General features: G+C 30.2%; 21 protein-coding genes and 1 tRNA gene. 17 read left to right on the top strand and 5 right to left on the bottom strand.

Translation table 11 applies throughout. The features are described 5' to 3' along the window. Nucleotides 1-14: 14 nt before the first annotated feature. A complete protein-coding gene (gene guaB, locus ACQW5G_RS04745; RefSeq protein ID WP_429970324.1) occupies nt 15-1,151 on the bottom strand; it encodes an IMP dehydrogenase in 1,137 nt (378 codons plus the stop codon). A gap of 227 nt (nt 1,152-1,378) precedes the next feature. On the opposite strand from guaB, the gene hisS reads away from it, so the two are divergent. The 3 genes from hisS to ACQW5G_RS04760 all read left to right on the top strand — a co-directional run bounded on the left by hisS (nt 1,379) and on the right by ACQW5G_RS04760 (nt 3,395). Beyond that, the gene (gene hisS, locus ACQW5G_RS04750) at nt 1,379-2,566 is read left to right on the top strand and encodes a histidine--tRNA ligase (RefSeq protein WP_429970325.1); all 1,188 of its coding nucleotides are present in this window, start codon (nt 1,379-1,381) and stop codon (nt 2,564-2,566) included. 115 nt (nt 2,567-2,681) lie between these two features. Next, nucleotides 2,682-2,754 (top strand) — tRNA-Lys (locus ACQW5G_RS04755). 74 nt (nt 2,755-2,828) lie between these two features. Continuing rightward, nucleotides 2,829-3,395 (top strand): TetR-like C-terminal domain-containing protein, encoded by a 567-nt coding sequence (locus tag ACQW5G_RS04760; RefSeq protein ID WP_429970326.1) that lies wholly within the window; start codon nt 2,829-2,831, stop codon nt 3,393-3,395. A gap of 249 nt (nt 3,396-3,644) precedes the next feature. Here the strand turns inward: ACQW5G_RS04760 and ACQW5G_RS04765 are convergent, their stop codons facing one another. Continuing rightward, nucleotides 3,645-4,949 carry an ATP-binding protein gene (locus ACQW5G_RS04765; protein ID WP_429970327.1) on the bottom strand — a complete coding sequence of 435 codons (1,305 nt, stop codon included), beginning with the start codon at nt 4,947-4,949 and terminating at the stop codon, nt 3,645-3,647. 85 nt (nt 4,950-5,034) lie between these two features. Here ACQW5G_RS04765 and ACQW5G_RS04770 point away from each other — a divergent pair, with 85 nt between their 5' ends. Together ACQW5G_RS04770 and ACQW5G_RS04775 are read left to right on the top strand one after the other, a co-directional pair. Next, entirely contained in the window at nt 5,035-5,457 is a 423-nt protein-coding gene (locus ACQW5G_RS04770; RefSeq protein WP_429970328.1) for a hypothetical protein, read from the top strand. 106 nt (nt 5,458-5,563) lie between these two features. Then, on the top strand, nt 5,564-6,493 hold the full coding sequence (locus ACQW5G_RS04775; RefSeq protein ID WP_429970329.1) for an alpha/beta hydrolase: 930 nt from the start codon (nt 5,564-5,566) through the stop codon (nt 6,491-6,493). An 11-nt stretch (nt 6,494-6,504) separates the two neighbouring features. On the opposite strand, the gene ACQW5G_RS04780 is transcribed toward ACQW5G_RS04775, so the two are convergent. Continuing rightward, entirely contained in the window at nt 6,505-7,836 is a 1,332-nt protein-coding gene (locus tag ACQW5G_RS04780; RefSeq protein WP_429970330.1) for a hypothetical protein, read from the bottom strand. A gap of 255 nt (nt 7,837-8,091) precedes the next feature. Here ACQW5G_RS04780 and ACQW5G_RS04785 point away from each other — a divergent pair, with 255 nt between their 5' ends. From ACQW5G_RS04785 to ACQW5G_RS04835, 11 genes are all read left to right on the top strand, one after another. Further along, nucleotides 8,092-8,871 carry a DUF4422 domain-containing protein gene (locus ACQW5G_RS04785; RefSeq protein ID WP_429970331.1) on the top strand — a complete coding sequence of 260 codons (780 nt, stop codon included), beginning with the start codon at nt 8,092-8,094 and terminating at the stop codon, nt 8,869-8,871. Nucleotides 8,872-9,243: 372 nt separating this feature from the next. Continuing rightward, nucleotides 9,244-10,122, top strand: coding sequence for a UTP--glucose-1-phosphate uridylyltransferase GalU (gene galU, locus ACQW5G_RS04790; protein WP_429970332.1), 879 nt, complete (start codon nt 9,244-9,246; stop codon nt 10,120-10,122). Between the two features lie 49 nt (nt 10,123-10,171). After that, nucleotides 10,172-11,143: a glycosyltransferase family 2 protein gene (locus tag ACQW5G_RS04795; protein ID WP_429970333.1), complete on the top strand. Its 972-nt coding sequence runs from the start codon at nt 10,172-10,174 to the stop codon at nt 11,141-11,143. A 22-nt stretch (nt 11,144-11,165) separates the two neighbouring features. Then, a complete protein-coding gene (locus ACQW5G_RS04800; protein WP_429970334.1) occupies nt 11,166-12,218 on the top strand; it encodes a glycosyltransferase in 1,053 nt (350 codons plus the stop codon). 46 nt (nt 12,219-12,264) lie between these two features. Beyond that, nucleotides 12,265-13,320 carry a glycosyltransferase gene (locus ACQW5G_RS04805; protein WP_429970335.1) on the top strand — a complete coding sequence of 352 codons (1,056 nt, stop codon included), beginning with the start codon at nt 12,265-12,267 and terminating at the stop codon, nt 13,318-13,320. Nucleotides 13,321-13,335: 15 nt separating this feature from the next. Continuing rightward, complete coding sequence (locus tag ACQW5G_RS04810; RefSeq protein WP_429970336.1) at nt 13,336-14,364, top strand: hypothetical protein; 1,029 nt, start codon at nt 13,336-13,338, stop codon at nt 14,362-14,364. A gap of 32 nt (nt 14,365-14,396) precedes the next feature. Continuing rightward, on the top strand, nt 14,397-15,563 hold the full coding sequence (locus ACQW5G_RS04815; protein WP_429970337.1) for a hypothetical protein: 1,167 nt from the start codon (nt 14,397-14,399) through the stop codon (nt 15,561-15,563). Then, the gene (locus ACQW5G_RS04820) at nt 15,564-16,304 is read left to right on the top strand and encodes a YveK family protein (protein ID WP_429970338.1); all 741 of its coding nucleotides are present in this window, start codon (nt 15,564-15,566) and stop codon (nt 16,302-16,304) included. A 10-nt stretch (nt 16,305-16,314) separates the two neighbouring features. Beyond that, the gene (locus ACQW5G_RS04825) at nt 16,315-17,061 is read left to right on the top strand and encodes a CpsD/CapB family tyrosine-protein kinase (RefSeq protein ID WP_429970339.1); all 747 of its coding nucleotides are present in this window, start codon (nt 16,315-16,317) and stop codon (nt 17,059-17,061) included. Nucleotides 17,062-17,063: 2 nt separating this feature from the next. Beyond that, a complete protein-coding gene (locus ACQW5G_RS04830; protein WP_429970340.1) occupies nt 17,064-17,834 on the top strand; it encodes a tyrosine-protein phosphatase in 771 nt (256 codons plus the stop codon). A 160-nt stretch (nt 17,835-17,994) separates the two neighbouring features. Continuing rightward, nucleotides 17,995-18,171, top strand: a complete 177-nt coding sequence (locus ACQW5G_RS04835; RefSeq protein WP_429970341.1) for a hypothetical protein — start codon at nt 17,995-17,997, stop codon at nt 18,169-18,171. 67 nt (nt 18,172-18,238) lie between these two features. On the opposite strand, the gene ACQW5G_RS04840 is transcribed toward ACQW5G_RS04835, so the two are convergent. Continuing rightward, nucleotides 18,239-19,024, bottom strand: coding sequence for a glucose 1-dehydrogenase (locus tag ACQW5G_RS04840; protein ID WP_429971884.1), 786 nt, complete (start codon nt 19,022-19,024; stop codon nt 18,239-18,241). A gap of 177 nt (nt 19,025-19,201) precedes the next feature. On the opposite strand from ACQW5G_RS04840, the gene ACQW5G_RS04845 reads away from it, so the two are divergent. After that, complete coding sequence (locus tag ACQW5G_RS04845) at nt 19,202-19,585, top strand: iron-sulfur cluster biosynthesis family protein (protein WP_429970342.1); 384 nt, start codon at nt 19,202-19,204, stop codon at nt 19,583-19,585. 110 nt (nt 19,586-19,695) lie between these two features. Here the strand turns inward: ACQW5G_RS04845 and ACQW5G_RS04850 are convergent, their stop codons facing one another. Continuing rightward, a complete protein-coding gene (locus ACQW5G_RS04850) occupies nt 19,696-20,784 on the bottom strand; it encodes a hypothetical protein (RefSeq protein WP_429970343.1) in 1,089 nt (362 codons plus the stop codon). Nucleotides 20,785-20,823 lie beyond the last annotated feature (39 nt).

Here is a 20,823-nt window from a genome sequence, read left to right on the forward strand (position 1 = left end):
AATTATTTCACCTATTATTTCTTGTAGTTAGGGGCATCCTTAGTGATGATAACATCATGAGGATGTGATTCACGTAAACCGGCACCAGAGATACGAACAAATTGAGCTTTGTGCATATCTGGAATAGTGTGTGAACCAGTGTATCCCATGGCTGCACGAAGACCACCAACCATTTGGTAGATAATGTCTGCGGCATCACCTTTGTATTCAGTCTTACCTTCGATACCTTCAGGAACAAGTTTCTTTTCAGCTTTAACTTTACCTTGGAAGTAACGATCTGAAGAACCATTTTCCATGGCAGGAATTGATCCCATACCACGGTAAACTTTAAATTGTTCACCATTTTCATCGAAGAAAACTTCACCAGGAGCTTCAGTAGTACCAGCAAGCATGCTACCTAGCATAACTGCGTCACCACCAGCTGCAAGGGCTTTAGCAATATCACCAGAATATTGCATCCCACCATCAACGATGATTTGTTTGCCGTATTCTTCAGCAACTTTGGCACAATCGTAAGCAGCAGTGATTTGAGGGACACCCACACCAGCAACTACTCGAGTAGTACAAATTGAACCAGGTCCAATTCCAACTTTAACAACGTCAGCACCAGCATCGAATAATGCTTTAGTAGCAGCTGCAGTAGCAATGTTACCGGCAATCAAAGTCTTATCTGGAAATTGACTTCTGATTTCGGCAATTTTATCAAGCACACCTTTTGAATGACCATGAGCAGTATCAAGAACGATTGCATCAGCACCAGCATTAAATAATGCAGTGGCACGATCAAAAGTTTCTCCATTAATACCAACGGCTGCGGCAACAAGGTAACGACCTTGGTCGTCAACAGCGGCGTTATCGCCCTCAACGTCAGCTGCTTTAACCGCTGCGACTTGAGCAGCTTGGTCGTCAGGTGACATATTCTTGTGAATTACACCTAGACCACCTTTTTGGGCCATCTCAATTGCCATTGCTGTTTCTGTGACGGTATCCATAGCGGCACTAAGTACCGGAATGTTTAAGAGAAGATTATTGCCTAATTTTGTTTTTAAGCTTACTTGATTAGGTAGCACGTCACTTGCTGCCGGAATCAATAACACGTCATCAAACGTTAATGATTGATGTTCGCCAAACTTGTTTTCCCAATTATCCATGAAAAAATCCTCCAGTTATTAAGTTGTAGTTATTAATATAATAGATTATCAGAAAAAAAGCGGAAAAGCAAAAGAAATTACGAACGAAATCAAATTGTAATATAAAAAATGTACGTAACCGAATTATCAAATTACATTTTGATGATATTATCCGCCATTTACCCAAAAAACCGGTAATTAATGGTAAAATTTAAATATCTAGATTTAAACAAGAAAGCAGGATGACAATGGACGGAAAATTCAAACGAGTACGAGGAATGGAAGATATTCTTCCTAATGAAACTGCAGTTTGGCAACGAATTGAAGGAACTGCACGTGATGTTTTCTCAAGATACAACTATGCTGAAATGAGAACTCCAATGGTGGAAAAAACCGAAGTATTTAGTCGTACTTCTGGTGATTCATCAGATATCGTTACAAAACAAATGTACACATTCGAAGACAAGGGTGGTCGGAGTATCACACTTCGTCCTGAAGGAACTGCCGGAATCGTGCGTTCTTTCGTGGAAAATAAATTATTTGGACCAGAACATCCAAAGCCAGTAAAAACTTACTACATGGGACCAATGTTTAGATATGAACGTCCTGGTGCAACCCATAACCGTGAATTCCACCAAATTGGTTGTGAAACCATCGGTGCTGTTAGTCCTCAAATTGATGCTGAAGTAATTCGTTTAGCCATCGATATTTTCCAAGGTTTAGATATTCATGATTTACGTGTCGAATTGAATACTTTGGGTGATGACGAAAGTCGTGATGCTTACCGTGATACTTTAGTGGAATACTTTGAACAATTCAAAGATGAACTTAGTGGCGATTCACAACGTCGTTTGGAACAAAATCCATTACGTATTTTAGATAGTAAAGATAAAAATGATCAAAAGATTGTTGCTAACGCTCCTAAGCTAGAGGATAGCTTAAATGATCGTTCAAAGAACTACTTCAATGACTTGAAGAAGGCTTTGGATATCTTGAAAGTGGACTACACCGTTGATGATCGTTTAGTGCGTGGTTTGGATTACTACACTGATACTGTATTTGAAATTCAAGCTAAAGCAGCTGCCTTTGGTGATGATTACACTACTATCTGTGCTGGTGGTCGTTACAATAACATGGTCCAAGAATTCGGTGGTCCAGAAATGGGTGGAGTTGGTTTTGCCTTTGGTGAAGAACGACTTGCGACAGTTGTGGAAACTAAAGACTCAGAAAACGCTATCGATTACTTTATCTGTACTGATACTAAGGGTAAAGAAGCGGATGAAATTAACACCATTTTTGATAAAGCCTTAGGGAAAGCCTTTGAATTACGGAGTCAAGGGCATACTGTTGAAGTTAATTATCAAGAACGTAGTATGAAGAGCCAAAAGAAAGAAGCATTTAAGTTAAATGCGGAAAACATTTTGGTAATTGAATAATTAATATAGTAGAAAACAATCAAACAATTAATTTGATTGTTTTTTTCTTAATTTTGTTAAATTTAGCTTGCATAAATTAATGTTGTCTTGTTATAATTGTTCTTGTAAGTTAATCGAGCGGTTAGCTCAACTGTTAGAGCAACGGATTCTTTGTCCGTGAGATTGGGGTTCAAGTCCTTGACTGCTCATATTTAAAAGAATGTCCATATTTTGTGGGCATTCTTTTTTGTTTTGAAATAAATACTGGAATAGGGATGATTAGATGAGTAGGGTTAAAGATAGTATCGCAGAAGCTTTCATTGATGAAGTGGCTATAATTCCAATTACAGAAATTAATGCGTCAAATTTAATTAATGAAGCCGGAGTATCTCGGAGATCATACTATAATAATTTTAGAAGTATGGTAGAAGTTGCCGATTATGCCATTGAGATGGTTAGCAGTAGCTTAGATATGGGTAATTTCATGAGGATTAAAGATACTGATGAATTGGTAACTAAGGGTTTTGTACTATTTACCAATGCAATCTATGAACATCGTGACGAAATGAAATTATTCTACACCTCTGATCTTAAGGGACGATGGGTCCAATTTTTAATCAAAAAATATCGTCCGCTTGTGCGAGATGTAGTGTTTAAAAATTATGATAATAGTAATCCGATTCCTAAGAGTTCAGCTGTTAGTGTGTATACTTATACGATGATTGGTTCAATAGAAGATTGGATAACCCAGCCAATTCCAGTGAAACCAGAAATTTATCGGGAATATTTATTGGATACTTTGAAAACTGCCCCAGAAGACTTAATTTATGGACCGGAACATGATTGGTAACTAACATAAAATAAAAATCCCTTGATAACCAATTAGTATTATGGATATCAAGGAATTTTTATTTTAATTGTTTTTAGTTCCAAATTATTACTTATAATTTCTAATGTTATTATCGCACTATTGTTGCATTATTATCGCACTATTGTTGCATTATTATCGCACTATTGTTGCATTATTATCGCACTATTGTTGCATTATTATCGCACTATTGTTGCATTATTATCGCACTATTGTTGCATTATTATCGCACTATTGTTGCATTATTTTGTATTTTGCAGCACGTCTGTTACCAATCATTTTTATTTTATTATTTTCTTTTAATTTGCTTAATAATCTATGGAGTTTACTAGTACTAATATCTAAAGATGATTCAATATCTTTTCTACTTAATGGAATTGTTGCATTAGCTAATAGGGTTAGTACTGCTGATTCATCATTTGTATAGATTGATGAACGAATAGTGTTACTTGAATAGTTTTTATTATATAAAATAACTTTAAAAGAATTTTCTCTCACTATAAATTCTGGTTGCTTATTAAATCCAGTATAAGAGTTAATTATACGTTTCAAACCAGTACCGTAATTTTCGATAAATTGCATTTTGTTTAGTATAAATATCAATTTAGGATTTCTGGCAGCTGTATTTCCTTCTTTTATTTCCTCTAAAGATAAACCATCTGGAATACCACCAGGGGAAAATATTTCTAATCTATCATCATAAATTTCTACTTTTATGTCGGAATGGAGAGTGTAATCTCTATGCACAAAAGCATTTATTAATGCCTCCCGTAATGCTACTAATGGATAGTCATATTGCTCCTCACGTTGTGCATTACCATTGATTATTATTTTCTTGTTATTTAAAAGATTTAAATATATAATTGTTGAATTTATCTGGTTGATTATAGATTTACTAAATTCTTTTTTATCCTTAAATTCAGTAACGTCTAATCCATTAAATACTGCTAGCTTAGTTAGAAATGGATTTTGTTCACTTATTAGTAAAGCTGCGTTGTTGTATTTTTCTTTGCTCTCTAACTTTAATTTTTTTGCATTAAATTCTATGCCTAATGCCGTTAATGTTTCTTTTGCAATTTTAAAAGTTAAATCCTGATATTTAGAAATAGCGGAATCAAAGTCAATATTGGCAGTACCATATAAATTTATCATTCTTTTGATTTGATCATTAGATGCTTTTTCTGATGAACTGCCATTTCTGATATATACACCTTTTGAGGTTAAACCCTCACTAGCGATACAATAAGGTTTATTTCTACCAGCTCGAACAATTATTTCAAATGGATCTTTATTTGGATATATTTCAATTAAACTATATGGTTCAGGATAGAATGCCTGTGATACCCATGAAGAAATAGTTTCTTCCCATCTATGCTTTGTATCATTATCAATATGTAGATTTTTCCGAGTATCGTCATCAACCCCTAACAGGATTTTTCCACCATATTTACTGTTTAAAAATGCTACAATTTCTCTTTTTAGCCGCTTATTAAGTTCACTTTTGTATTCTACGTTATTATCTTCGATTTTATCCATTATATTGTTCCGTTCTATATGTATGATTGATGATATATACATAGTATAATACTAGATGTTGTATAGCATATAAAGGAGAAACAACATGAACAACAATCTATATTCAAAAATTAACATTATCTACTATTTAACTTTAGTAGCAGCTATTATCGAAACCATTGGTGCGATTCCCGTACTAGGTGGATTAATTATTGTCCTTAGTGCTGGTGCACCACTAGTCGCATTAGCCGGACTTTACATTGCTGGATTGATTTTCACCATTCAAGCACAAAATGAACCCGGTGCTGACCGTTATAACATTGAGTTAGCTGGAATGAAGAATAAATGCATCATTGGAATTATCTGTGCCATCGTCGCATTTATTCCAATTGTTGGTTGGGTATTGCACATCGTAATGGCCATCATTATGTGGTTACAATATTCTAGCTTAATGACTTTGAAAAACAAAATTTCAAAAGATAATCTCGTTGATGATATTAAAGCCGAAGACGTTAAAAGTGACGACTAATCAGATTAAAAAAGAAGATTCGTAAATAATCACGGGTCTTCTTTTTGTTTGGTATAATTGTAAGTATACATATTAATATATTTTATTAGAAAGAAAGCCATAATATATGAAAAACAAAGAAAAGAAAATTAAACAAAAACGAGTTTGGACAAGAGTATTACTAAGTCTATTGGTGATTTTAATTATCATTGGTGGAATTGCGATGTACTATCTCTTTAACTTTGCGTTTGCTCGTGGGGGATTTAGTGATCAAATCAAGAGTCGCTCTAACACAGAGTGGTATGATACCCATACTTCACAAATCTGGACGCAAAAAACGAAAGATGGACAAACTCTAAAAGCCCATTACTTTACGGCTGATCAACCAACCAATAAAACGGTGATTGTAATTCACGGTTACGGTGGTTCTGCTCGACATATGAGTACCTATATCAGAATGTTCCATAATGATGGGTATAATGTTTTAGCCCCTGATAATCGTGGGTTTGGTGATAGTACCGGTCATTACATTGGTTACGGATGGCTTGATCGAATTGATGTCGCTAATTGGATGAAACAAATTAATGAATACAATCCCCATGGTGAAATTGGAATGTATGGAATTAGTATGGGTGCCGCAACGGTTATGTATACTTTGCCATTAGCACCTTCAAATACTAAATTTGCGATTGCTGACTGTGGTTATTCAAGTATCAATGCTGAATTAAGTCATGAATTGCATAGTATTTTCCATCTACCAGCATTCCCAATCTTGCCGATTGCTAACTGGTATTCACGGATTTTAGCGAAGTATGATTTCATGGATGCAAATACGAATGAAACATTGAAACATAACAACATTCCGTTGTTTATTATTCATGGAAGTGCGGATGACTTTGTACCAACCAAATTTGCTTATCAAAACTACAAGAATGATGCTGGAAAAGATAAAGAAATTTGGATTGTCCGTGGAGCTGATCATGCTCATTCTAAAGAAACTGATCCAGTTCAATACAATCAAAAAACGGCTGCTTTTGCGAATAAGTGGTTTAAATAGATTGTTTTTAGTCAATATGATTTACTAGATTTTTCTAGTAAATTTTTAATTTTTATATTTATCTCGTCACAATTAATACCGTACTTTTCATTCCAATGTCTTTCTATCATTTGGTGATCTTTTGAGGCGCGAAATCTCATGTAACATTGAGCATTATTAGCAGCACCAGTAATTAAATTTATAATTTGAGATTTTGAAAAAATATTTAAATAAGGAATTATAAAGTTATCAAATCTATAATCAGCATCACTGAAATGGGGAGAATGTATATACATGGATATACAGAAGTTGGAAAATGGATGTACATTTCCCTCAGAAATACATTTATTATAAAATTTTATTATGCTATTTTCTTCTATTGAATAAGATTCTGCAAAAATTTCTTTATTTTCGGATAGTAGCGTTGCTAGATGATCTGATAATGAATTCGCAAATAAAAAATAATTTTTTAAATTATTTTCTAAATTGAAATTTTCACATGAAATATCAGTATTTTCTTTTAATTTTTGTAAACTTGAATTGTTAGATATATTGTTATACAGTATTGGAAATTCAAACAAAAGGTTACCAATATATTGAATTCTATCATTTATGATGTTTTTTTCTTGTTTGGACATAACATCGCTAATTATATTTGAATAATTTTGTATATCTAAATTTAGGAATGCTTCGATAGTTGAAAATATTATATCTAAGTTTTGATTTGTTTCAGCATCATTTGTGCATAGAAAAATACGTAACATTTGGCTAAATATATTTTTAGATATATCAGAACTGAAACGACTTAAATAAACTCGTTGTAAAAATGATTTTAATTGTTCTTCATTTGATAGTAATTCTTTTTTGTTGGATATAGTATTAAGTAAATCTATAAGGATATTTTTTCCTAATGTTTCTTTATAAATTAATATATTATTTATACTATCTGTTATTAAACTAGCAACAGTTTCTTTGCTTGGTGACGCTAATAATTCCCCGGTTATAGAATCATCATAATCAGGATGAGCACATAAATTTCTTTGATTACGTAAATTTTCAAGTGTTGCTAAACATTTGTTGTTAAGCATTTTTGGATAATGTTTTTGGATTAAATCTTTTAACAAATGTTCTTTACTGATGTCGATAGTGCTTTTTGAAAACTCGCTTAGTATTTTAGTAGCTTTTTCATCTTTATAAATATCTCTTAAATCCATTAATTTAGCATATAAGTCTGTATAAACTATCGTATGGAGCATAATTATTGCAGATCTATAGTTTTTGTTATCATAAGAAGAAATTACTTCTTTCATATATTTTTTTATTTGATTATTTGGTATTTTATTTGTTTGATATTCAAATGACATAATTTTCCCCATTTATTTATTTTAATAATGATTACGTAATATTAATATACACTAGATCCTTTTATTTTATAATTAATTACGCGAAGTGCCATATACCAATATTATAAAAATATTGACGTGTAACTATTAAAGTCGTAATATCATACGTGTTATAAAATAGTGATTGTCTATACCAATTTTAAAAGAAAACAATAATTTGAATTGAATAATATTAGTACAGATGTTTGAACTATATACTAAATAAAAGGTGATAAAATGAAAATTCTAGTAGCATCTCATAAAGATACGGCAATGCCAAAAGATAAGGATTTATATCTTCCTATATTAGTTGGTGCTAATAAAAATTATAATGGTCAAGTTGGTTTTCAATTAGATAACCAGGGAGATAACATTTCTGATAAGAATCCCAATTATAATGAATTAACTGCTATTTACTGGGCATGGAAAAATTTAAAAGATGTTGATGTAGTTGGATTAGTTCATTATCGACGGCTATTTAGTAAGAGTCATAAGCGTGAATTAAGTGAAGTATTAACATCTAGTCAAATTGAACAAATGTTAGAAAAGGCGCCAGTTATTTTGCCTAGAAAACGTCACTATTACATTGAGACTAATTATTCCCATTACATTCATGCACATTATCAAGAACCTCTTGATGAAACTAAAAAAATAATTAGTGAAGATTATCCTGAATATTTACCAGCTTTTAATAAGGTTATGAAAAATACATCAGCACATATGTTCAATATGTTCATTATGAAGAAAGATTATTTTGATAATTATTGTGAATTTTTATTTGGTGTTTTATTTAAGCTAGAAGGCAAAATTGATATTTCAAATTATTCTGTTCAAGAAGCACGTGTATTTGGATATATTTCTGAATTGTTAATGGATGTATGGATTGAAACAAATCACATTGATTATGTTGAATGTAATTGGATTCAAATTGGTAATCGTCAATTAATTAAAAAAATAATTGTATTTGTAAAAAGAAAATTTAATAGTAACATCGAAAAAAATGAAACGCATTTTTAATATGATTAAACAAAAAACAGCTTAACTATTTTTAATAGTTAAGCTGTTTTTTGTTTAAATTAGTTATTGTTTCTTAAATATTGAGAATTATGTGAATAAAGTTCATATTAAATTGTGCAATACTTATGATTAATAAACGTAATAACTGAATGCCAAATCATTCCTAAAAATGTAAAAAAACAACTTCAAATCCTACAAGGCCATAGTTTAGATGAATTTTCAATTACAATTTGAATACATTCTGTTAAAAAGATATTACAAAATTGAATGCCCCTTAATAAAATCTTTCCAATTGTGTATACTAAGAATGTATGCACATTCACAATAGATTTTAAGCGACATAATAATTATTATAAAAAGGTAAGACAGTTAATGAAGAAAGTTAGAAAAGCAATTATACCTGCTGCAGGTTTAGGAACTCGTTTCTTACCAGAAACTAAAGCCGTTCCTAAAGAAATGTTACCAATTGTTGATACTCCAACAATTCAATATATTGTAGAGGAAGCAAAAGCTTCTGGCATTACTGATTTAGCAATCATCATTAGTGGTGGCAAAGGTTCAATCGAAGATCACTTCTCTTCAAAATATTTGCTTGAACAAAACCTTGAGAAAAAAGGTAAAACTGAAATGCTTAAAGCAGTTCAAAAGACAAATGACATGAACATTTACTTTATTCGTCAAGCTTATCCTAAAGGTTTAGGTGACGCAGTTTTAACTGCTAAGACTTTCGTTGGTAATGATCCTTTTGTTGTCATGCTTGGTGACGATTTGATGACTGACGAAATACCTTTAACCCAACAATTAATTAACAGTTATGAAAAATCAGGTGCTTCAACACTTGCAGTTATGCGTGTTCCACACGAAGAAACCGTTAAATATGGCGTGATTGATCCTAACAAACAAGTTAAAGATGGATTATATGATGTTAAACAATTCGTTGAAAAACCTGAACCAGAAGATGCACCTAGTGATCTAGCTATCATTGGTCGTTACTTATTTACTCCAGAAATTATGGATGTCCTTGAAACTACTAAGCCAGGTAAGGGTAACGAAGTTCAATTAACTGATGCTATTGATACTTTGAACAAAACTCAAAATGTCTATGCTCATGAATTCAAAGGTGACCGTTTTGATACTGGTAATAAACTTAGTTGGTTAGAAACTAACATTGAATTTGGTTTACATCGTGATGATTTAAGTGAAGGTTTAAAAGCATATATCATCGATTTAGCTAATAAATTAGAAAAATAATTATATTTATTAAATTTAGACGAGATCTTTGAAAGGAATTTAACGTTTTATGCAAAATTTAGATGTAAGTGTAATTTTAACTACCTATAATTCTGAAAAAACAGTAGAAAGAGCCTTTAAATCAATAATAAATCAAAAAGGAAATTTTAACTTTGAAGTTGTAATTGTTGATGATGGATCAAAAGATAAAACTATAGATATTATAAGATTGTTAGCAAAAAATCATACAAATGTAAAAATTGTATTACAAAAAAATAGTGGATTATCAGCAGCAAGAAACAACGGAATGATAAATGCAAATGGTAAATATTTTATGTTTTCAGATGATGATGATGAGTATTTACCTAATTATATAAATCAAATGTTAAAATATTCTGTTAATACTAAGTTAGTAGTAGCTGGAATAAAAAAACAATTTCCTAATGGAAATATTGTAGAAGAAACAAAATCTATATTTGAAAACAATAAAAGTAATAAGCAAATGATAGAAAAATATCTAGTTGATAATCATGAATTAGATGTGGGTGCATGGAATAAACTATATAGTTCAGATGTAATTAAAAATAACAAGCTGGAGTTTGTTAATAAAACATTTTTTGAAGATAGTTTATTTATTTTAAAATATATATCAGTAATTTCTTTTGACGAAGTTTCATTTATTGATCATCCATATTATTTAATTCATAAAAGAAACGGATCTATAACAAATTCTTTTGAGCCAAAATTATTCGAAAAATGTGAGAAGTTTATAAATGATACGGCTTATGTTTTAAATGAAAATGGATATAAAAACAAACCTAAATACTTTAGTAGTTTTAAAGCTAGGACTATTTTATTCTATGTTCATAGAAGTATACTTAATGATAATAACTGGACAGCATATCAACAAAAAAAAGTACTTAAAAAATATCTTAATTTTTCAACTATTTATTATTTACCGTTAAAATATAAAGTTGCATTAATTCTTGCAACTTTAATGCCAGAAAAATATATTCAATTTTATAAGAATAAAAAATGGTAACATTTTAGGAGAATAAAATTATATGAAAAAAATTTCAATTGTTGGGCCTGTACCTGATCACGATGGAATTTCCACAGTATTGTCACATGTTTTAAATGACAAAAAATTTAAAAAAGAGTTTAAAATAGAAATGTTTTTGTATAGGAGGCCTACGAATCGGGATTTTTTAGACAATTTTCAAAAAAAATTTAAAATTAATTTTAGTAAAAAAACAAATTCTATTGGTTGGACTTTAGACTTCATTAATTATCTAATTAAATTTAGTGGTAATGCTGTAATTATTTTAAGCCCATTACAAGTTGCAACTGCTCACTTCGTAAAGAAAATTTTCAGAAAAAAGTATAAAATTATATCTTGGATGCATAAGTCTAGTACTGATCCAGGACTTGGAAAAAAATTTAAATTTTTGAAATATGCTGATTATAATTTAGCAATTTCAAATGGAATAAAGAATGAGTTAAATAATATTGGAATTTCAGATGATAAAATCGGTGTAATTTATAATCCAGTTAGTAAGAAAAAAAGAACAATTTATCCTAATAATAAACATTGTGAATTTGTATATGTTGGAAGAATAGTCTTAGATGGTCAAAAAAATTTAAGAGGATTATTAAATTGTTTATCGTCAATTGATGGAAATTGGATTTTTAATATATATGGTTCTGGAGACGATTTATCAGAACTAAAAGAAATTGTAAATAGTAATGATATTTTAAATCAGCATGTTAGGGTTAATGGATGGATTGACAAACCATTTGAAAAGATAAAAACAGCAAATGCATTGTTATTGAATTCTAATTTTGAAGGCTTTCCTATGACTCTTGCAGAGGCAATTAGTTATGGTATTCCATGTATTTCAACCGATTGTCCAACTGGACCATCTGATATTATAAAAGACGGAGTTAATGGATATTTATATGAAATTGGTAATTATACTGAGCTAACTGATATATTAGTGAAATTTGTGTCTAGAAAAGTTGATTTTAATACAGAAAGTATTAAAAAAAGCATTGATTTTATTTATGAAGATAGATATGATCAGATTCTTTTAGATAAACTAAAAAGCAATATTTAATTATGGCTTTGTTATATACATTAGATTGAGTCGGAAGGAAATACAAATGAATAATAAAATATCATTTATTGGTAATATACCACCTGGTGGGATATTAACAGTTATTAATGAAATCTTTAATAGTTCTTTTATAAATGAAAAGTTAAATTTGGATTTTTTTGTATTTAAAAATCTTGGCAATAATGATGAAATACATAGAGTATTTAAAGGCAAAAAAATAAACACTACAAAATTAAAAACTAATTTAATTTGTACAATTAGATTGGTTTTATTTTGTATTCTTTGTAAAAGTAGAGTGTTAATTGTTTTAGGGCCTGTTCAAATAATGATAGCTAAATATATAAAAACTATTTTCAGAAAAAAATATAAAGTAGTTTCATGGATTCACGTATCTTCGAAGGACAGTAACATAGGCAATAAAATGGAATTACTAAAATATGCTGATTATAATCTAGCTATTTCAAAAGGAATAAAAAAAGAGCTTAATGATATTGGAATACTAAATAATAAAATAAAAGTTATCTATAATCCCGTTTCAAGACAAAAACGAATTATTACACCAGATGATAATCAATGCGTTTTTATGTACGTTGGTAGAACAATCTTGGATGGTCAAAAGAATCTTCGTGGACTATTAGATCTTTTCAAAACTATTAATGGAAATTGGATATTAAATATTTTTGGTGGTGGCGATGATTTTGATGAAATTGAAAAAATTGTTGAAAATAATAAAAATCTAAAAACTCATATTGTGCTTCATGGGTGGGTTGCTAACCCGTTCGATAATATTGAACATGTTAATGCACTATTGCTGAATTCAAATTTTGAAGGTTTTCCAATGACACTTATTGAGGCTCTAAGTTATGGTATACCATGTATTTCAAGTGATTGCCCAACTGGACCAAGTGATATAATCATTAATGGAATTAATGGATATCTATATGATGTTGGCGATTATATAAAGTTAAAAAAATATATAAATGAATTTATTAATGGTAAAAAATTAGATGAGAAAAGTATCAAAGAATCTATTGAATACTTATATAACAATAATTATGATTATAGATTTGTCGAGACAATAAATGATATTATAAAAAAATGATTATAGGAGTTTATTTTGAATAAATTTGTAATTGACGTATCTCAAGATGGGTCTAATACTGCTAACAGTAAGCCTAAAGATGATATAAATTTTATATTGAGTAATAACATGGGCTTTAATATAATAAAATTGAAAAAGTACAAGCACGATTTCTTTGATAAACATCTATTTATCAAAACTAGAATAAATAGTGTATTGGACAAAATAAGTTTTAAGTCAGGCGATATTGTAATAATTCAATATCCAATATATGCAGGTAAAAGTTTTGAAGAATATTTAATAAAATATCTTAAAAATAAACATTTATTTACAATATTACTTATCCATGATATTGATACTTTACGAGGATACACCGGTATATTTAAAGATGTTAAAGATGAAGTTAACTATATTAATAAGTATGATGCAGTTATTGCACATAATAATAGCATGATAAAATTACTTGAAAATAACGGATTAAGTTCAACAGCATATCCATTAGATGTTTTTGATTATGTTACTAAGGACATTACTTTTAAAAATAGTAGTAAATATAAATATGAAATAACATTTGCTGGGAATTTAAATAAATCAAGTTTCATAAGTAAATTGGAAGTTAAGGCCCCATTAGAGTTTAACTTATACGGAAATATTGACGACAAATCCATCATAAATGATTCGTTAAACTATCATGGTAGTGTAACTCCTGATGTATTGGCAAATAAGATGGGAAAAGGATTTGGCCTTGTTTGGGATGGAGATGAAATTAATACAATTTCTGGTAATTTAGGTGATTATTTGAAATATAATAATCCATATAAATTATCTTCATATTTAAACTCAGGTATGCCAGTAATTGTTTGGGACAAATCAGCTGTAGCAAAATTTGTCCTTGATAATAAAATTGGTATTGTAACTAGTAATATAAACAATTTAAATGATCTTATTAATAATGTTACAGATCAAGAGTTTGAAGAAATGTGTGAGAATGTTAAAAATATTTCTAGGAAAATGAAAGATGGAAATTATATTATGAAAGCCGTTAACAAAGTTCTAAATGATTAATATTATTTTAATATATTAAAGGTGGAATTTTTATGGATAGTAAATTACGAGAAGTTACATTTTTTATTGGTTATTTATTTTTAATATTATTTAATTTTATTGGTAATACTACTTTGATTTTGGTATTTCCTTCGATTATTCCAATAATAAAATTTTTGGATATTTTGGCGATATTAATTTTATTAGTAAAAATATTTATTCTTGATAAAATAAACGCTATATATATTTATTTTATAATTGTTATAGGTATTATTATTTTTATAACTACGTTAAGTAGTAAATCTTGGGATTTAATAGATGCGTTCATTGTAATTGTTGCAGCAAATAATGTTTCTTTAAAGAAGATTTTTAAATTCAGTCTAATAACAGTGGCATCATTGTTATGTTTTACAATAACATTATCTTATTTAAATATAATTCCTAATCTTATTTATTATAGAAATGGTATATATAGGCAGTCACTAGGGGTAGGTTATACTACAATTCTTTCTTCTATGTTATTTTATATACTAATTTCATTTTTTGCGTTGAAATCTTTTTCGTCGAAAAAACATTTAATTATAGTTCCTGTAATCGTTTTAATAATTAGTTTATACTTGTATCAATTAACGGATACTAGAACTGATTTGATTTGTGAAATATTATTAATAATATCTTATTTTTTAAGTGATAATATATTAAAAAATAAGATATTCAATGGATTTATTTGTGTTTTTCCAACTTTTATAGGATTATGGAGTTTGTTTTCAACGTATTTATACGATAGTTTAAATCATACATGGAATAATTTGGACTATATTTTTAGTTATAGATTAAGCTTGGCTAATCAGGCTTCTATTATGTATCCAGCAAAGTTATTTGGACAATATTTTATACAAATGGGAAATGGTTTTACTACTAATTTTACGAATTATTATTTTTATATTGATAATTCGTTTATGAGAATATATTTTATGAATGGGATAATAGCATTTTTATTATTTTTTGTATTTATGCAAATTATGTTTATTAAAGTTATTAAAATGAGAAATTCTACATATACTAGACTATTAGTTTTATTTTGTATTGCTTCAATTGAAGGGTTATTTTCATCTCTATATTTAAGCATTGGAATAAATTCAATATTATTTTTGTTCAAAATGTTATTAACTATTAATAAAAAAGAAAACCATAGTTTCGATTTAAAAAAGGAGATATAAATGGACTATAGTAAAAGTAAGAAAAATAAAAGTAATATTAATTATTTAAATATTATAATGAAACATTATAAAATGATTGTTGTTATGGCTGTGTTATTTTGTGGTATATCCGGTATTATTACATTTGGATTCATAAAGCCCAAGTACACATCAACAACAGAGTTATTAGTTAATCAAAAATTAAGTAAGAGTGAGCTTGCTGTTCAAGCTCAGCAAGCTCAAACTGATGTTCAAAGAGTTATAACATACAAAGATATTATAACTAGTCCTGTCATACAACATACGGTTAAGCATAATTTGAAAAATATTCCTGGATCTCAAAATTACAAAATTGATATTCAAAGTCAGCAAAATTCACAAGTTTTTTCTGTAAAAGTTACATCTAAGAACCCATATACTTCAGCAGATATTGCAAATGAAACTGCTAACGTTTTTCAGAAAAAAATTAAAAAGATGATGGATGTAAATAGTGTGACTGTTGTTTCAAAAGCTACACCAAAGAAGAAACCTTCATCGCCTCATTATGTATTAAACTTAATTGCTGGATTAATTTTAGGTTCAATTTTAGGTTTTGGACTATCAATATTTAAAGAATTGAATGATAGAAATATACACGACAGTGATTACTTGGAAAATGATTTAGGCTTGAATAGTCTTGGATTTATTACAGAAATTGATGATAAAGATATGAATAATAAGAATATTTCAGATAAACGTTCTGATCATAGAAGAAGGGTTTAGGTGAATTATTATGGGATTATTTAAAAAAGAAAGAAAACTTGATAATCATACAATGAAACATGGTGCCCCAATAATTGTTGAGAGTAATCCAACATCTCCGGTATCTGAACAGTTTAGAACAGTTAGAACGAATATTAAATTTTCTATTATTGGAAATGGTAACAAATCTATTTCAATTACATCCGCTGATCCGTCAGAGGGTAAAAGTGTATTTAGTGCTAATTTGGCAGCTACTTTTGCACAACAAGGTGAAAGAACTATCTTAATTGATGCTGATTTGAGAAGACCAACAGTACATCGTACTTTCATGGTTTCTAATCAAAATGGGTTATCAAATTTGTTAGCCAATGATGTTTCTTTGGATGATGTAATTAAAAAAACAAATATTGATAATTTAGATGTAATTACTAGTGGACCTGTTCCACCTAATCCTGCTGAGCTAATTGGTAGTGATAACTTTAATAAGATGCTAGATTCATTAAATGAAAAGTATGATTGGATTTTAATTGATACACCACCTGTTAATGCAGCAACTGATGCATCTTTAATTGCAAATGATTGTTATGGTACTATAATTGTTGTTCCTCAAGGAATTGCAAATAAAGTAGATGTTACCAACGCTGTTGAACAATTGAAAAAAGTCCATGCCAAGATACTTGGATATGTTATGAATAGAGTTAGCGCCAAAAAATCAGCTGGATATGGTGGCTACTACGGTGGATATTATGGTGGTTACTACGGAACAGAGGATAAATAATTATGATTGATATTCATTGTCATATTTTACCTGGTGTTGATGATGGTTCTCCTGATATGGAAACTTCATTAAAACTAGCAAAAGAAGCAGAAAAACAAGGAATAACAGCAGCTCTAGTTACTCCCCATCATATGGATGGAGAATATACTAATCATCTTGTCGATGTTGAAAAAGAAACCGAAGAATTTCAAAAGCAAATTGATGCTAATGGAATTAACTTTAAAGTTTTTCCGGGACAAGAAGTGCATATTACTGGTGATTTGTTAAAAGCAATTGATAATGATGATATTTTGTTTGCTGATCCATATAACCGCTATTTAATGTTGGAACTTCCACATAGCGGTGTACCAGAATATACTGAAAATATGTTATTTGAGTTAAACGCTCGTGGAATTACTCCTGTAATTGTTCATCCAGAACGAAATCATGGATTTCAAAAAGATCATGATTTACTTTACAAGTTTGTATCTCAAGGAGCAGCTACACAACTAACTGCTAGTAGCTATGTCGGTGTCTTTGGACCTGAAGTAGAGAAGTTTACAGAAGAAATTATTGCAGCTAACTTAGGTACAACTTTTGGTTCCGATGCTCATAATTTCAAAGGACGTCGATACCGAATGAAAGATGCATATGCTAAATTAGCTAAACAATTTGGTGTTAAAATGGCATCAAAATATGAATATAATGCTAAAGCAATTTTAAATGGTGATGATATTGATCAAGGAGATATTAAACCAATTAAAAAGAAAAAGAAGTTTTTAGGATTATTTTAAATTAAAAACGATTTAAAAAAGCGTTATCAGATAAGTAGATACAATCTGATAACGTTTTTTTGTGGGCTAATTTAGATAACAAAGGATATGGAATGGAACGTTAAATTCATGGACTACATGAAGATTATAATAATGTGCCTAAAAAACTGATTTAGCTTTGATGCCAAAAGCATTTGGGGCAGGTAATAATTACAAATTCTATGATGCTAATTCAGAAAATGAATTAATCGAAATAATGGATAAAATAAAAAATCCAACTCAATTAACCGTGGTTAAATTGAATATGGATCCATTTGATATTCCTGATGATTTAGTTAAATTTGCTAGTGAGTTATAGTATAAAATAAAAAACAATTTAACCTTAACGGCTAAATTGTTTTTTTAATATTCATGTTAATTAATGATTAACCGTTACCACCTTGGAATGAAGGGTAAAGAACCATACCACCATCAATGTACATTGATAGTCCTGTAACGTAACTTGATTGATCTGAAGCTAACCATGCAGCACCTGCGGCAACTTCTTCGGGTTTACCAATACGGCCCATAGGAACCATTGCTACAGTTTCAGCATAAGTCTTTGGATCAGCAAACTTTTTGGCGTTAATAGGAGTATTAATGGCACCAGGACAGATTTGGTTAATTCTGATGTTTTTCTTTGCATATTCCATTGCAGTAGTTTCAGTGAATAATTTAACTCCACCTTTACTTGCAGCGTAACTAGCAAAGTTAGGCCATGGAATTTGTTGGTGAACAGAAGAAGTGTTGATAATGTTACCTTTTTTGTTGTTCTTTAACCAGTAGTTAAGAGCAGCCTTAGTACCTAAGAAAGTACCTGTAAGGTCAACAGAAACAATACGATTCCAGTCTTCTAGAGGAATTTCGTTAGTAGGGCAACGTTTTTCCATACCAGCGTTGTTAAAGAAGACATCTAAACCACCAAAAGCATCAATGGCAGTTTGTACTAACTTGTTAGCACTATCTTCGTCACTAATGTCACCTTGTTCGATAACAGCTTTACCACCATTTTGTTCAACAACTGCTTTAGTTGCATTAGCAGCATCAACATTCTTGTGGTAGTTAATAACTACGTTCATGTGTTCTTGGCCTAAACGTTCTGCAATTGCAGCACCGATACCAGAATCTCCACCAGTAATAATGGCAGTTTTACCTTCTAGATCATTGTACATAACCATTGTATTTACCTCTTTTTTTAATATAATATGTAACTAACATTACTTTAGCATAGTTAGTATGAAACGGTTAGTAAAAAGCCCTTACCATAATTGGTTGTAGGCAACTTTGTTGAAAACTGGATCAGAGAATGATACTATAATAAAGTAAGTAACTAATAGGGGGAATTTATCATGGATTTAACAATTACAAACGATGCATTAGCATATATTGAAAAGAGATTACCAGACGCAAAGTATTACATTTTGACTGCCGATGACGGTTCAAACCAATATTCACGCGGTGGTGGAGCTTGTACTGTTGGAGATACTTTCCAAGTTGTTGGAGTTACTAAACTAGAAGCACCATATGATCAAGAATTAAATACTAACCAAGATGTTCCGTTCTACACAAGTAAAAATGATGAAACATTCTTTGATGAAGGATTGAAGTTATCATTTGTAAATAACTGGCTTAGATTGACCACTAACAATGAAATCTTAGATGGTCAGGTAACTACAGCTGACTTCACTAAACCCGTTAAGGATGAAGGAATGGGCGCTATTAAGGGCTGCTAATTATTAATAAATAAGTAATGCGTTAATCATATCGATTAACGCATTTTTGTTTGCATAAAAAAAGAAGCCACACAATGTGCGACTTCTTAAAATGTTTATTTAGTTAAATCTTACCATCTAAAGATAGCAGCAACTTTTGCATCGCTAGGCATATCAGCAGCAGGTAGGTCAACAACATCACCATCTAAACCTAATACAGTAAGAGCTAAAGTGTTAAGTTCGTTGGCTGGACGTGAACCGTTAGTATTGATTTCAGTAGTTTCACCGTTATCTTTACTTTCAACATAAGCATCGTCTTGAACTAATAAAGTTTCAATACGGTCTTCTTGTGCTGCTTTAACGATTTCGTCAAAGTTGTCAGAAGCTTTCTTAGCACCTAACATTGCGCTGTATTTGCCTTTAACGGCTTTTTTAGCGTCATCAACGAATTGGTCGTGAATACGTTGAGCAATTTCTTGTGCGTTTTCACCAGCGTTTTTAACGTCAGCATCAATTTCAACTGCTTTGTCAGTAGTTAAGTAAGGGTTGTGAGAAGCCTTTTCAAAACGACCAGCATCTTCAGCATTAGCAACTAATACTAGTGGGTTGTGGTCAACGTCTGAGTAACGTTTTTGAACATACTTATCAACTTCTTCGTAGTAGTCGTGAGTATCCCATTCTGGACCGTTCTTCTTAGGATCTTTGATAGTGTTAGTTTCAGTCTTGTCACTGTTGAATGGATCAGCAGGAACGTTGTCTGGATCAGTAACATCAAGATCTTTAACGTTGTAAAGCTTGTATGAGTCACGTTCCAAGAATAACATGTCAAAGTTAGGAACAAATTCTAATTCCTTGATAACAGGGAAAATTTGTAATTTGTCGCTAAATGAGAATGCAGGTTGTGGAGCGTAGTTTAACTTGTAAGCTACTAATGAATCGTTAGTTACGTAAAGAACAACACCTTGTGCGATTGAAGCATTTGGTTTAAGAGTCTTTAAGTAGTTTTTGATTTGGAATTCGTAAGCATTCCATAGTTCTGGTTTGTAAACTTTTTGGAAAGCATCTTTGGCTGAGTCTACCAAGCTATCAGTTTGGATTTTGTCTAATCTAGTATCGTCTAGTTTAGGATCCAAAGGAATAGTAATAGTAACTACAGGACCGCTTTGTGCTTCTAAGTCTAATAAGTTTTTGATTTGACCTTTTTGATCGTGTCTTGACATGGTATAAAACCCTCCAATATATATTGTTATCACTACTAT

This window comes from Fructilactobacillus sp. Tb1, assembly GCF_050500285.1.
Lineage (GTDB): Bacteria > Bacillota > Bacilli > Lactobacillales > Lactobacillaceae > Fructilactobacillus.

Excerpts from the sequence above, each read along its gene's own strand:
- guaB (WP_429970324.1), bottom strand. The coding sequence starts at position 1,151 with ATGGATAATTGGGAAAACAAGTTTGGCGAACATCAATCATTAACGTTT.
- hisS (WP_429970325.1), top strand. The coding sequence starts at position 1,379 with ATGGACGGAAAATTCAAACGAGTACGAGGAATGGAAGATATTCTTCCT.
- ACQW5G_RS04760 (WP_429970326.1), top strand. The coding sequence starts at position 2,829 with ATGAGTAGGGTTAAAGATAGTATCGCAGAAGCTTTCATTGATGAAGTG.
- ACQW5G_RS04765 (WP_429970327.1), bottom strand. The coding sequence starts at position 4,949 with ATGGATAAAATCGAAGATAATAACGTAGAATACAAAAGTGAACTTAAT.
- ACQW5G_RS04770 (WP_429970328.1), top strand. The coding sequence starts at position 5,035 with ATGAACAACAATCTATATTCAAAAATTAACATTATCTACTATTTAACT.
- ACQW5G_RS04775 (WP_429970329.1), top strand. The coding sequence starts at position 5,564 with ATGAAAAACAAAGAAAAGAAAATTAAACAAAAACGAGTTTGGACAAGA.
- ACQW5G_RS04780 (WP_429970330.1), bottom strand. The coding sequence starts at position 7,836 with ATGTCATTTGAATATCAAACAAATAAAATACCAAATAATCAAATAAAA.
- ACQW5G_RS04785 (WP_429970331.1), top strand. The coding sequence starts at position 8,092 with ATGAAAATTCTAGTAGCATCTCATAAAGATACGGCAATGCCAAAAGAT.
- galU (WP_429970332.1), top strand. The coding sequence starts at position 9,244 with ATGAAGAAAGTTAGAAAAGCAATTATACCTGCTGCAGGTTTAGGAACT.
- ACQW5G_RS04795 (WP_429970333.1), top strand. The coding sequence starts at position 10,172 with ATGCAAAATTTAGATGTAAGTGTAATTTTAACTACCTATAATTCTGAA.
- ACQW5G_RS04800 (WP_429970334.1), top strand. The coding sequence starts at position 11,166 with ATGAAAAAAATTTCAATTGTTGGGCCTGTACCTGATCACGATGGAATT.
- ACQW5G_RS04805 (WP_429970335.1), top strand. The coding sequence starts at position 12,265 with ATGAATAATAAAATATCATTTATTGGTAATATACCACCTGGTGGGATA.
- ACQW5G_RS04815 (WP_429970337.1), top strand. The coding sequence starts at position 14,397 with ATGGATAGTAAATTACGAGAAGTTACATTTTTTATTGGTTATTTATTT.
- ACQW5G_RS04820 (WP_429970338.1), top strand. The coding sequence starts at position 15,564 with ATGGACTATAGTAAAAGTAAGAAAAATAAAAGTAATATTAATTATTTA.
- ACQW5G_RS04825 (WP_429970339.1), top strand. The coding sequence starts at position 16,315 with ATGGGATTATTTAAAAAAGAAAGAAAACTTGATAATCATACAATGAAA.
- ACQW5G_RS04830 (WP_429970340.1), top strand. The coding sequence starts at position 17,064 with ATGATTGATATTCATTGTCATATTTTACCTGGTGTTGATGATGGTTCT.
- ACQW5G_RS04835 (WP_429970341.1), top strand. The coding sequence starts at position 17,995 with ATGCCAAAAGCATTTGGGGCAGGTAATAATTACAAATTCTATGATGCT.
- ACQW5G_RS04840 (WP_429971884.1), bottom strand. The coding sequence starts at position 19,024 with ATGTACAATGATCTAGAAGGTAAAACTGCCATTATTACTGGTGGAGAT.
- ACQW5G_RS04845 (WP_429970342.1), top strand. The coding sequence starts at position 19,202 with ATGGATTTAACAATTACAAACGATGCATTAGCATATATTGAAAAGAGA.
- ACQW5G_RS04850 (WP_429970343.1), bottom strand. The coding sequence starts at position 20,784 with ATGTCAAGACACGATCAAAAAGGTCAAATCAAAAACTTATTAGACTTA.